Annotated in this window: 13 protein-coding genes and 1 pseudogene; 3 read left to right on the top strand and 11 right to left on the bottom strand. The window is 44.9% G+C overall.

From position 1 onward, the window contains the following. The first annotated feature begins 610 nt into the window (after nucleotides 1-610). Complete coding sequence (locus tag L1D23_RS21905; protein WP_239871775.1) at nucleotides 611-2,506, top strand: diguanylate cyclase; 1,896 nt, start codon at nucleotides 611-613, stop codon at nucleotides 2,504-2,506. 376 nt (nucleotides 2,507-2,882) lie between these two features. Here the strand turns inward: L1D23_RS21905 and L1D23_RS21900 are convergent, their stop codons facing one another. The 3 genes and pseudogenes from L1D23_RS21900 to L1D23_RS21890 form a co-directional block, all read right to left on the bottom strand. Then, nucleotides 2,883-3,314, bottom strand: a complete 432-nt coding sequence (locus L1D23_RS21900) for a helix-turn-helix domain-containing protein (protein ID WP_239871772.1) — start codon at nucleotides 3,312-3,314, stop codon at nucleotides 2,883-2,885. Further along, complete coding sequence (locus L1D23_RS21895; RefSeq protein WP_101904617.1) at nucleotides 3,307-3,723, bottom strand: SRPBCC family protein; 417 nt, start codon at nucleotides 3,721-3,723, stop codon at nucleotides 3,307-3,309. Before L1D23_RS21895 ends, L1D23_RS21900 begins: the two co-directional genes overlap by 8 nt. Before the next feature lie 591 nt (nucleotides 3,724-4,314). Continuing rightward, nucleotides 4,315-4,455 (bottom strand): annotated as a pseudogene (locus L1D23_RS21890) (transcription elongation factor GreB); the annotation flags it as partial. A gap of 184 nt (nucleotides 4,456-4,639) precedes the next feature. Here L1D23_RS21890 and ompR point away from each other — a divergent pair. Beyond that, entirely contained in the window at nucleotides 4,640-5,359 is a 720-nt protein-coding gene (gene ompR, locus L1D23_RS21885) for a two-component system response regulator OmpR (RefSeq protein WP_239837889.1), read from the top strand. Nucleotides 5,360-5,429: 70 nt separating this feature from the next. Beyond that, a complete protein-coding gene (envZ, locus tag L1D23_RS21880) occupies nucleotides 5,430-6,740 on the top strand; it encodes a two-component system sensor histidine kinase EnvZ (protein ID WP_239837888.1) in 1,311 nt (436 codons plus the stop codon). Between the two features lie 50 nt (nucleotides 6,741-6,790). On the opposite strand, the gene L1D23_RS21875 is transcribed toward envZ, so the two are convergent. Genes L1D23_RS21875 through gspG form a run of 8 tightly spaced genes read right to left on the bottom strand, consistent with a single transcriptional unit; the run spans nucleotide 6,791 to nucleotide 12,315 of the window. Next, the gene (locus L1D23_RS21875) at nucleotides 6,791-7,552 is read right to left on the bottom strand and encodes a type II secretion system protein N (protein WP_239871768.1); all 762 of its coding nucleotides are present in this window, start codon (nucleotides 7,550-7,552) and stop codon (nucleotides 6,791-6,793) included. A 6-nt stretch (nucleotides 7,553-7,558) separates the two neighbouring features. Further along, on the bottom strand, nucleotides 7,559-8,050 hold the full coding sequence (locus L1D23_RS21870) for a type II secretion system protein M (RefSeq protein ID WP_239871765.1): 492 nt from the start codon (nucleotides 8,048-8,050) through the stop codon (nucleotides 7,559-7,561). A 10-nt stretch (nucleotides 8,051-8,060) separates the two neighbouring features. Continuing rightward, nucleotides 8,061-9,275 (bottom strand): type II secretion system protein GspL, encoded by a 1,215-nt coding sequence (gene gspL / locus L1D23_RS21865; protein WP_239871761.1) that lies wholly within the window; start codon nucleotides 9,273-9,275, stop codon nucleotides 8,061-8,063. Beyond that, nucleotides 9,238-10,263 carry a type II secretion system minor pseudopilin GspK gene (gene gspK, locus L1D23_RS21860; protein WP_239871757.1) on the bottom strand — a complete coding sequence of 342 codons (1,026 nt, stop codon included), beginning with the start codon at nucleotides 10,261-10,263 and terminating at the stop codon, nucleotides 9,238-9,240. The genes gspL and gspK overlap by 38 nt, the downstream gene beginning before the upstream one ends. Beyond that, nucleotides 10,253-10,906 carry a type II secretion system minor pseudopilin GspJ gene (gspJ, locus tag L1D23_RS21855; RefSeq protein ID WP_239837883.1) on the bottom strand — a complete coding sequence of 218 codons (654 nt, stop codon included), beginning with the start codon at nucleotides 10,904-10,906 and terminating at the stop codon, nucleotides 10,253-10,255. Before gspJ ends, gspK begins: the two co-directional genes overlap by 11 nt. Continuing rightward, nucleotides 10,893-11,246: a type II secretion system minor pseudopilin GspI gene (gspI, locus tag L1D23_RS21850; protein WP_239837882.1), complete on the bottom strand. Its 354-nt coding sequence runs from the start codon at nucleotides 11,244-11,246 to the stop codon at nucleotides 10,893-10,895. Before gspI ends, gspJ begins: the two co-directional genes overlap by 14 nt. After that, nucleotides 11,236-11,838 carry a type II secretion system minor pseudopilin GspH gene (gene gspH / locus L1D23_RS21845; protein ID WP_239837881.1) on the bottom strand — a complete coding sequence of 201 codons (603 nt, stop codon included), beginning with the start codon at nucleotides 11,836-11,838 and terminating at the stop codon, nucleotides 11,236-11,238. The genes gspI and gspH overlap by 11 nt, the downstream gene beginning before the upstream one ends. 33 nt (nucleotides 11,839-11,871) lie before the next feature. Beyond that, the gene (gene gspG / locus L1D23_RS21840) at nucleotides 11,872-12,315 is read right to left on the bottom strand and encodes a type II secretion system major pseudopilin GspG (protein ID WP_239837880.1); all 444 of its coding nucleotides are present in this window, start codon (nucleotides 12,313-12,315) and stop codon (nucleotides 11,872-11,874) included. Nucleotides 12,316-12,346 lie beyond the last annotated feature (31 nt).

Raw genomic sequence — 12,346 nt, 5'->3', positions numbered from 1 at the left:
TTACTGGCAACTGAGCAATAATAAATCCTGCAACAATGTTTGGATACCAAACCGTTGCCAAAGCGCCTTCTCCACGACTGAGCACAAGAGAAAGCATGGCGAGCAACAAGTAACTGACAAAAAGGCATAAGTAAGTAGGTAGAGTATTGATAGGTGGTTTTTTTGTCATGTTGGTTAGCCTGCACACAATGATGGCACCATTGCCCAAACAAAGTATAGATGGCATTTATATTCTTTGGGTCGTTTAATGCCAAAAGTCAGGCATCAAAATCCAAGCGAGACATAAACATATTGAGTCGATACGGTGTGAGATTCCATCCAATACAAGAGTGGTCACCTTTCATACATTATATCTAGTGCAAATCATTGAGGCATGCAGGCTAAATGCCTAATACATCTGATTAGGAAGGCCTCTTTTACTGTGTGTGGCGGTGGGTGACGGTGAAATGAGTTCACCATGGTTCGAGCTTAGACCAACATCGCACGACTAAAAGTGAGTGAATTATCAATTTAAGTTAAAGTTATTCGTCTTAAGCGCGCTAAGTCTGCTAATATGTGTGTTATTGCTTATTGTTACCACTAAGGTGGTACTTCCGGTAGGGTGTATGTCATGAAAGTAATGACTTCGGTAATGTATAGAAAGTATCTTTTTTACTTTGTTTCGTTTGGGTTGGTGATCGCCGTTATCTCATCAGGGATAAGTTTTTGGCAGTTCAACGCTTACAACACAAGCAACCTTGATCAAAAAGTCAGCTTTCAAATAGAGCGATCTAAGTCCGCCGCAAATTTCTTTATCAATGGGTTGAAGAATAACGTTGTGGCGTTATCTCATAGTAACGAAATGACGACTTACATTGAGCTTCCAACATCGGCTAATTTATTGCGGCTAGAGCACTTTATGCTTAGCTTAATAAAGACAAATTCTTCAATCTACCAGCTACGCTTCATAGATATCCATGGTAATGAAGTCGTGAAGGCGAAGGCTCGGAGTGACCATCGTGGTACTCACTACCAAATCGAGCCTTACGAACAACTTCAAAATAAGCAGGATCGTTATTATTTCCAAGTATCTAAAGATTTATCAGAAGACAGTTATTATGTTTCCAATTTGGACCTGAACAAAGAGAATGGAGTGTATGAGGTTCCCTATCGACCAACTTTACGCCTCATCACCTCAGTCAAAGGTGAAGATAATCAATTTCTTGGTGCGGTAGTCGCAAATATGGATGCAACCTATATGCTCAACATATTGACGACATTTGAAGGCCTAGATGCTTATTTACTTGATGGTGATGGCTATATCGTTTTCTCAAATCATCGAGAGTTTAATTGGTCTCGCTATCTAGGAAAACATGCGACCTCAAGAGAAATCCTTGGCCTGTCTGTTAATGATGTCATGTCCTCCCATTATTTAGATCTCTCTCAAATTCTGGGTAACAATGAAAGTCTACGTCTTTTCGTCACCTCTTCAGAGCAACTTAGTCAATCTGCGGCAAAAAACGCTTTTGAATCAAGCATTATTCTTATTGTTATAGTGAGTGCAATTGCATTTCCTTTAGGTTTATTGGCGGCTTATGGCCCTGCCAAGAACTCAGAGAGATTAGCTGAATTGACTAAAGAGCATAAGCTGTACAGTCATATTGTTGACCAGTATGTGCCAATTGTTGATACGGATTTAAAAGGAGTGATCACCCGAATTAACGATGCAATGTGCAACCTGAGCGGGTTTCGGCGTCATGACGTGGTAGGTAAACACAGCTCTATTTTTCACCATAATAGTACGCAACCTAAGGACTTTGTCGATATGTGGCAAAAGATATCGGATGGACAAAGTTGGCACGGAGAATTCCACAATCAACAGCGAAACGGCGAAAGCTATTGGTTAAAAAGCTATATCTCTCCACGTTACGATACTGATGGAAAAAAGGTGGGCTATATCTCTGTGTCGTCGGATATTTCTGATAAGAAAATACTAGAGACGATTTCAGATAGAGATGTACTTACCGGGTTGTACAATCGTTCTAAGTTGAATCGCTCTTTGGAAAGTGAGTATCGCCGTGCGGAGCGTTATTTGGCCCCCTTTAGCGTTCTTTTAATCGATATTGATCATTTTAAATCAATCAATGATAGCTATGGACATTTAGTGGGAGACAACATCTTGGTCGAAGTGTCTAACTTACTCCGTTATAACGTTAGACAAACTGACTGCGTTGGTCGCTGGGGAGGCGAAGAGTTCATGGTGATTTGTCCTAATACGGCACTAGATGAAGGTGTAATAGTCGCAGAAAAGTTAAGGAGAAGCATCGAACTTTATTGCTTTGAGGAGGTTAAAAATCTGACCATTAGTATTGGTGTCGCGGCCTTTGATAGTAGTCGTAGCATTAAGCAGATGCTGGAAAATGCCGATCAAAACTTATATAAGGCAAAATCTTCAGGGAGAAATAAGGTGGCGAGTCAATTAGAACAATATATGACTTTTACTTTTCCACTCAATAGTAATGAATAGATCATGTTTTATCTTCATAAGAACGCTCGTTGCAATATGTTGTAAAGTAGCGACAGTAGAACATGAGAAGGCGACAAATAAATCTGGGCAAACACTAAGTCAAAAAAGTGAGTAACTGTCTGAATTAGTACCGTTAAAGAATCATGTTCAAACCTCATTTTTTGTTCAGAGCCTTCTTAGGCTGAATTTTTACTCAGGACACTTTCTAGCTCGAAAATGCCCCTTTCCTTGTTAACACATTTACTCATTGGCAGATCGTGCCACTGAAATCACCGTACTTTTTCTTATTTCTGGCGGTTGAGAAACGGTGCCAGAGAACTCCCAATTTCTTTCAAAATAAGGCCTATACTGATAAAGGTGCGTTTTGCATAAATATTCACTTTCTAATTTCTTGAAGAAGAGAAATAAACAGCGCCTCCTTATCTTTTAGGCCCCCGAAATATTGTTGATCTAACTTTTCGATTAGCGTTAAAGCCGTTTTGGTTAAAGACTCTCCAGTTTGCGTAAGTTTGAGTGAAAAGCTACGTGAATCACGACTGTCTTTATCTTTGATTATCAACTCTTTCGCCACCAAGCCCCTAATGGATTTGGATATTGTCATTTTATCTAAACCAGTAATATGTACAATTTCTGCTTGTGTTGGTAATTTATTGTTCTCTTTACACCATAGTACTGAGGCGAGTATTACAAACTGAGTATGATTAATATTAAGAGGTTTAAGTATTTTTAGTGCCTTTGAGTGCCACCTAGTGTAAGCAGCCCAAAACTGTAGTCCTACGCTGTCCGAAGGAAGTTCATTATTAAACATTATTCTCAGCTCTTTTTTTCAATCCTTGAAGAGTGGATGGGAGTCCCTTATGTATTTGGTTGCCAATGAGCTTTCCGAATAAAAAGCTTGTCAAACCTGAAAACTTAACTCTATGTATGACTTCGGTGACTTTCCCTTTCACCAGCAGTTCATGTTCAAATGATAATAGGCAAAATGGGAGTTTACTCGTTACGGTGAAAGACTGGTTTGGTACAATATCTGTAACTAATATCTTTGACTTCGGCCCACTACTTGGCTTCAGAATTCCTTCCGAACCTACTTCAAAAGCTCCCGTTAGATGAGAGCATTTAACTTCTTTATCCCATTGATTCCAATTTTCCACGTCGGTATATAGCGAATATATGTCTTGAGGCGAGGCTTCAATGCTAATACGTTCTTCAAAAATCATTCTGACCGTCCTGTACTTAATATTAAACACAACATAGTAAACAAGTTTACCATATCAAAAAGAGATAAGATTTTCAACAACGTGTTGTTGCTAGTACAAAAATTGTGCACGGAAGTATCAATCTATGGTAAATCTGCATACCAGGCTGCTTCAGGGCGTAGTATTTTTCGAGCACCATCATTTATTGTTGCAACAAGTTTTTTGAGGGGGAACCAATTCTGGGTTAAGCGTGAAACTGCATATTCTGTGGAAAACTCTGCATATAGTCCGTCTTGCACTACGGCTTGCGGGTGAATGATTTTGTCTAATTCCTTGTAGAAAGACCACTGCCGACGGCTGTGGTGGGATACGAGTAGTTATCCGACAGCGGGATTATGGACGGTTTACTCTAACGAGCTTCTGTCCAAAAGCTTGTTACGCGTCGTTGTAGTTGTCTGTGATCACCGAGCGATTCTATCGTACCTTGGCCGTGTTAATTGTGTTTTGTTGACGTGAAAATAGTACACGGCAATAGTACGCATACTATTACCGTGTACTATTTAATTAGTGGGTTAGGAATGTTTAGTATGTTTTTCATACTTCTAACTTGATATCCGCATTCTCAGATCGATCACCTAAGCTCGCCGCCCACGTCACTTTTTTAGTCACCTCTGGGCGTTCTTCTTTCCATAAAAAATCGAGTTCTTTTTTAAGTCGATCAAAGCCTTCGCGTGTGATTAGGTTTGTTTTCATATTTCTGACGCTAGTGAATTGAATATGGCGTATACATTAGCTAAAAAGAAGTGAAAAAGGTAATAATCGTTAACAATTCTTTGCGCCACTTTCCTCAGAACAATGTTACATTCTGACTTGTGAAAAAGGGCTGAACAGCGGCTCTGTCAAAGCGCTAAGCTTATTTAATAGGTGGAATCATTACATGCAAGAAAATCACAAGATCTTAGTCGTTGATGACGATGCACGCCTGCGTGCATTGCTAGAGCGTTACTTGTCTGAACAAGGATTCCAAGTACGCAGTGTTGCTAACAGTGAACAGATGGACCGCCTGTTAACCCGTGAAAACTTCCACTTGATGGTGCTTGATTTAATGCTGCCAGGTGAAGATGGCCTATCCATTTGCCGTCGACTGAGAAATGCAAATAGCTCATTACCCATCCTAATGCTCACCGCAAAAGGGGATGAAATTGATCGTATCGTCGGCTTAGAAGTCGGTGCCGATGACTATTTGCCAAAGCCGTTCAACCCTCGTGAGCTACTTGCTCGCATCAAAGCTGTCTTACGCCGCCAAACCACAGAGCTGCCTGGGGCACCGAGTGCGGAGGAGTCGATTGTCGAATTTGGTGAATTCAGCCTTAATCTAGGCACACGTGAGATGTTCCGTGGAGATGAAGCCATGCCTCTCACTTCCGGTGAGTTTGCTGTGTTGAAAGCGCTGGTCACTAACGCCCGTGAGCCGATGTCACGCGATAAGTTGATGAATATGGCTCGTGGTCGTGAATATTCTGCCATGGAGCGTTCGATTGACGTTCAAATCTCCCGTCTGCGCCGTATGCTTGAAGTGGACCCTAGCAAACCCCGCTATATCCAGACCGTGTGGGGGCTAGGCTACGTATTTGTGCCAGATGGCAAAGAAGCTTAATAACTAATTCAATAAGAGTGCGAGACAATGTCTCGCACTCTTTGCTTTCACCGTTCACAAGGTCGAATATATGCGTATTCGCAGCTCGTTTACCCAGTCTATTTTCATTTTTCTCACCCTACTGATAGCCAGTCAGGTTTACTCTTATTACGCCGTGTTTAACTATGCGCTGATGCCAAGCCTGCAGCAGTTCAACAAGATCCTCGGTCATGAAATCAACCTGATGCTTGATGACTCGGCCGCATTTAAAGATGGCCTACCTATGGATGCCCCTCTACGTCGACGTGTGCTGGAACAATTAGGCGTAACCATTCATGCTGATGACAGCCCAATAGCAGATGAGTACTACCATGCGGTGAGCATCGACTTGATGAGCGAGGAAATGAGTAAAGAGCTCGGCTCAGCCACCGATGTGCGCATGATGCTCGGTTCCGACAGCTACATTCTATGGATGAAAATTGACTCTCTACCCGGCTCGCTGCTGCGCATTCCACTGTCTGAATTACAGGAAGAAGATTTCGCTCCCTTATTTCATAACAGCTTGGTGATGGCATTATTGATCGTTGCAGGAGGCTGGTTATTCATTCGTTTACAAAACCGGCCTTTGATCGCCTTGGAAAAGGCGGCTAAAGGCGTTGGCCGTGGCGAAATCCCTCCCCCCTTACCAGAAAAAGGCACATCAGAAATCCGCTCCGTCACCCGAGCCTTTAACCAAATGTCGAAAGGTATTCAAGCATTGGAAGAAGACCGTGCACTACTGATGGCGGGTATCAGTCATGATTTAAGGACACCACTGACACGCATCCGCCTCGCGACTGAGATGATGTCACCAGAGGATAGTTATTTAGCGGAAGGCATAATCAGCGACACAGAAGAGTGTAATGAAATCATCAGCCAGTTTATGGACTACCTCAAACCGGTCAATAAAGAATCGTTTATCGACGTTGATCTGAATGAAATCGCCAATGATATCGCCACTTCTGAGGGCGGCTATGAAATCCAAATAGAAACCGAGCTTCAGCATCCGATAAAATTGACCAGCGGCAGCCCGATCGCCATCAAGCGTGCAGTGAGTAATCTGGTTGTTAATGCCATCCGTTATGGAAATGGCTGGGTCAAAGTCAGCACTGGTGTCACCGCTGATAACAAGCTGGTATGGGTTTGTGTCGAAGATAACGGCCCAGGTATTAAACAAAGCCAGATAGCGAAGCTGTTTGAACCTTTCACCCGTGGCGATGCCGCGCGAGGTAGTGAAGGCACAGGGCTTGGGCTAGCGATTGTCAAACGTATTGCCAGTCAGCACAACGGCAGCGTGATCATTAATAATCGCAGTGGTGGCGGTTTACGCGCCCAAATCAGTTTCCCTACTCAAGGAAAGTAAGCCAAGTAAAAAGAGCGACATGACGCCGCTCTTTTATTATGTCTCTGTGTTTACAGGCGCCCCTGATAGGTAAATTGGTAGCGCCCTTCTCCATCTGGCGATGGTAACCATTTTAACTGCTCAGCCAGTGAGCTGGGAAATTTCCCTTCCGGCTTAAACCAAGCTGATGCCTGATAGTTACGGTTTGCCTCAAGCACTACTTCTGCAGCGCTGCTGACTTGCTCACTGTTCTGGTCACCCTTCAATGTGATCAAACTGTCCTGACAGCTAAAGTCCACAACCACAGGTCCAACATACAGCTCATCAAGTGGAGTCACCACTTTGTCGGTATTCCACACCAGCGAGCCTTCTCCCATTTGGCAGTAAGGCAACGCATAAACCATAGATTTAATACTCAGTTCGACCTGTCCCGTCAGCTCAACGGGAATCGGCATCGGAGGCGTGAACTCAAGAATTTTTTCAACCGGCAAAGACGCAATCAAGTTTTCCGCATAAGGCCCAGAAGTGCTGTATCCCACGATACCACGGCCTGTGATCTGCATATCACTACCACGACCAAAACGAACTTGCGCTTCAGCTTTGCCCGTTAACAGTTTCAACGGTGCCAGTTGCCAATGCAATGAACCTAGCTTCTGTTTTTGCCAAATTACACTGGCGGCTCTTCCTTCCCAGACCGTCCCTGAGACACCATTGATCACCAACTGTTGTGGTAATGGTGCGTAGCTCAACACCACCTGAGCAGGAATATGGACTATCGCACTGGTGATAAACACCATAATCAAAGCCAAACTGAGTAAAATAACTTTTCTCACTTAATCTTACCCTTTCACAAACTGTAAGCGCTTGATTTCAACCATACCTTCTTGCTCAGCTTTATCAATGTCAATAAAGGTCGCAGAAACAGCATGCTTTTCTTTGAGGAAAGTCATCCATTCCACCAAACGATTAAACGGCATCGGTTGAATCCATACCTGAAGCTCTTCCCCTCTTGGTTGCACTCGCACCAACTCAGCACCAAAACGAGCTGCCGTAGAAGAAATCGACTGGTTAAGCGGCAAATCCGAGGAAGCGACCCCCCCCTTAGCACGCAGCTGGCTAATATTATCGGCTTTGTCTTTCACCCAACTCAGTAGCTGTCTTTCGCTTTGAATTCGGTTCGTCGCCATTTCTGCTCGTTGGCTGACAGGTTGCAGCACGCCCCAGTAAATCACGCCAAGGAGAAGTAAAATAGCACACGCAATAAGCAAGCGTTGTTCACGCTGGCTCGTCCCCATCCACCACGTTTGCAGTGAAGTCATTAACTGTTTCATCACGGCTCCCCTATAAACGCTTAAGCACAAAGGTGCCATTAACGAGAGCGCCCGATTTGCTCAGTTGCCCTTGCTCAACCGTAAACTGACTCGACATCAGCTCACGCGCTTTTTCAAATGTCTGAAAGTCGTTGCTTTGCGCTTGAAGCCTTACTTCGCCACGAGTACTGTCATATTTGAAGCTGGTCAGCTTAAGGCCTGGGACCTGCTTCATCACTTGTGGCATCTTCACCATCCACTCAAGTACCGAGTCACCACTACCACCACCGGACAGCCTGCTTTCCTCTCGCTCCATTTCACGCTTGAGATAGGTGACGGTCGGAATTTTATTCTTATTCGTCATTTGGCGGAAAATACGCTCACTTTCCTGACGATAGGCATTGGCTTGTGTTTCTGCACTCTGAATCTGCAGCCAGCTATCCACGCTTAAGACCGCAATCAATACACCTGCAGCAATCGCGGCTTTGCGCCACACTTTCAAGTGACGACCCAAGGAAGATTTAGGCTTGAACTCACCAGACAGCAGATTAGTTTTGCTCTTTACCGCTTGCTCAGCAAGCAACTGCATCACTAATTGCGGCTCTTCATTACGCCATTCTTGTCCATCGGCATAAGGCAGTTCTGGTAATGGTGAAAATGCTTGCAGTGGTAGGTAGTCTTCCCCCTGCTTTACCCAATCAGATTGAACGAGAAGAGGCAGCCAAGCAGGTTCAACACTCACTCCACTAAACTGACCTTTCTTGACCAGCCATTGACCATCAAGCTCCACCGCACTCAAACCGCAGTTGTCATCAAGTGGCAATGCCAACGCATCTGGCATGACTTTACGCACCACAAGACCCAACTGCTGCATATCTGCCAAGATGGATTCCAACCAGTGATAGTCAATCCCACAGACATAGGCCTGACCAGCTTCTTTGGCTAATACAGTAAAGTGCAGCTCATCAACATCCTGAGCCACATCATCTTCCAACATAAATGGCAGCATAGAGTCAAATTGACGATTGGCACCTGCAGGAACGTCTAGTTGAGTCAGAACCAAATTAGCGGCTGACACCAAAACAACGACCTGACGCCCTTCAGCGTAATTGGCAAGCTCAGCTAAATCCTGATGATCTTGCAGTTCGCCGCTCGCTATCACTTCCTTTTGGCTTTCTGACCAAACCAGCCATTGAATCGCTGCTGTTTTACTTTTGCTCAGCCGAACGACTAGAAACTCGTTCACCGATCCCTCCAAAGCGACGGCGTATTACCGTTGCAGTTTCTCGATTATTACTAAACAACAGGCTGCGAATTCGCACCCTGGATTTATCCACTAGCACCTCAGCGTCCAGCTCGAAATAGACGCTATCGACGCTCAAGTAACCTTTGACTTGCTTTTTAACATCCTCACTCAAACCACTCAGGTCGGATTCAGCGAAAAAGTCATCCGTAGATGCCCAGCCATCGGGGCCACGGTTTTCCAAAATCTGTTTGGCCTGAGATGTACTCAGGTTCGGATAGAACATCGCCGCCAACAAAGCGGCATGTTCCGGCATAATGGTGTTCACATTGAGGCGAAAGTCCGTGGTCGGCAACGCACAGATCATTGGGCTGACTTTTTCCATCACTTCACCACTCACCTGATTCACCGCTCGCAGCTCGCTGCTGTCAGCCAGCAAGGTATTGGCACTCAAATAAGCGGGAGACAGCCCCTCGTAATGGCTGTCTTCGACACCAGACGATGAATTAACGGAATCATTACTGTCTACAAATTCCCACAGCGATTGTGCAACGGTTTCTGCTTCATAATTATCCACTTGCAGCTCTTCTAGTAGGTTCTGAAACTTCTCCACGAGAAAAGGTAACTGCGCAGACCCTGCGGTTTGCTCCAACTCAGACAACGCATTGATATTAAAACATGCCTGAGCATCATATAACTTACCGCTTACCGTGCCATAGTCCAGCGGCATACTGTCCAGCTCTTGAGCCCAAGGCTGCGACAAATTAATACTGTCGTCGTTGTCTTTATAGCTTTGCTCAATTCCATATTTTGCTAGTGCTTCAACCCCCAAGCTATACCAGTACGCTTGTTGATAATTGATTTGGCTGCCAGCGCGCTTAAACTGGCTGAACAAACGGTCGGCCATACTGGCGGCAATACTGACCATAACGGCAAGGAGCAGTAAAATTACAATCAGAGCAACACCGCGCTGAGGACGCTTAGCTGTCATCGCTTTTCTCCTCAGCACCACCTATGCCACCACCCGCTGTCATATAAATGCGTTCAATTTTGCCGTAATCTTCCAGCTCAAGTTCAACGGCTACAGCCTGAGGCAGCATGGCTTTTTGATCCCACTCTTTCTTCCAATCTGAGCCGTCAAAGAACTTCACATTAAACTTTTCCACTTTGTCGATCAGTGGCATCGTTATTCCCGCTTGCCCTGCGGGCGTATCCGCATAGCGCCACCAGACACGCTCGAGCACATCATCCTTGATTCGGTAACCTACCTTGCTGATTTCGCCACGGGGAAATTGCTGCTGAGGATTGTGCCAACCTAAGCGAGTAAACATTATCCCTTTCGCATCGGAATCAAGCAGATACTCTTTCCAGTGCAGCAATAGGCCATTCGATTCTTCGCCATTGGTGCGAGTCTGACGTAATGCCATCTGGCGAAAATCACCGTCCATAAATACCAGAGCCCGTTGCAGTGTTTTCAATCGTTCACTTCGCTCAAGCGACAATGCATTGCTGCGCTGAACTTGATTGAGTACCTGATAAGCACCGACGCTCAAACTGGCAAAGATAGCAATGGCGACCAAAACTTCAATTAAAGTAAAACCGCTTTGGAAAGCTGACTGCTTATTTCGGCACATAACTTCTCACCGTGACTACTGGCGAACTTTTCTCGCTGGTGGCAACCTTGACATCAAACGCCTGCAATATATCTCCTGCAGTCTCCACCGGCTCTACTGACCAAAACCATTCTCGCCCTGCCAATTCTTCTTTGCCTTTTTTCTTACTCGGTTTACTGCCTGCTAGCATGACTTTCGCCATCTGGTTATCAGCAACCAGCGCCGCGAATGTTTTTTCTTCCAAGTAATTCAGCGTGTTAATGTGCTGGCTAACAGAACGAATGGTTGCAATCGCTGCCGTTGCGAATATCGCAAGCGCCACCAACACTTCCAGCAGTGTCATGCCCCGCTTAGCTTTCATCTTCGCTTTCTCCCGGAGCCAATAGCACCACTTCGCCATTTTCTTTTGCCACGACTTTCCAAGCATCCTGCTCTTGATCACCTTGCTGGGGATAAATGGCAATAGAAAATGGTGTCACTTCACCACTAGAGACAATAGACACCTGTGGTGGGCGCAGCTTTTTTTCTTCTTTATGTTCAGCAAACATCTCTTCATCAAACAGACTGCCCGGCTTAAACAAGCGATCATCATCTGCCCACGCCCCTCCACCTAATGTGAGAGTGATAGCCACTGATTCGTTCAGCTTTGTCTCATAAGGAATTTGGTCGATATTGAGTTTCTGCCAACCTTTACTTTCCAAAGACATTAGGTAGTAGGCCGACTTTTTTTCATCAACACGTAAACCGAAATCACGACCACTGAGCATCGCTTCTTCATTCAGCAACAAAACGCGCTGAAAAAGGGATTTCGCCTGCTTTTCTGCCACATCTTTTGAACTGGTCGGTAAGGTGGAAATCACTGCAACCGAAGCGAGTGAAACCAATACCAGAACCAGTAAGATTTCTAGCAGGGTAAAGCCGGTTCGAGAAAGAGTCGGATAACTTTGACGCATGGGAAAAAGAGGGCGGCTTATGCCGCCTCTGCCTTATTGAAAGTCCTGAATATTCCAGTTACCGATGTCAGCATTGACACCTTCACCGCCTTCTTGGCCATCGGCACCAAGAGTGAAAATATCGATATTGCCGTTGTCACCTGGGCTCAGGTATTGGTAATCATTGCCCCAAGGGTCAGTAGGCAGACGTTTAATGTAACCACCATCGCGGTAGTTGCGTGGTTCTGGGCTGGACGGCTTATTAACTAACGCTTCCAAACCTTGGTCAGTGCTTGGGTAAACGCTATTGTCTAGCTTGTACATATCCAGTGCATTTTCTAGGGCAACAATGTCAGTGATGGCTTTCTGTTGGTCCGCTTTTTCTTTATTACCTAAAAGGTTAGGAACAACAAAGCTCGCTAAAATACCTAAGATGACGACAACAACCATCACCTCTAAAAGCGTAAAGCCAGACTGCTTGTTCATTTTTCTTTTCATTATATTCTCCAAATAAAAATTCATAGCGAGA

The sequence above is a fragment of the Vibrio sp. Isolate24 genome, from assembly GCF_022398215.1.
Taxonomy (GTDB): domain Bacteria; phylum Pseudomonadota; class Gammaproteobacteria; order Enterobacterales; family Vibrionaceae; genus Vibrio; species Vibrio coralliilyticus_A.
Note: the sequence above shows the minus strand (reverse complement) of the source record. Positions and strands in the feature narration are given on the sequence as shown.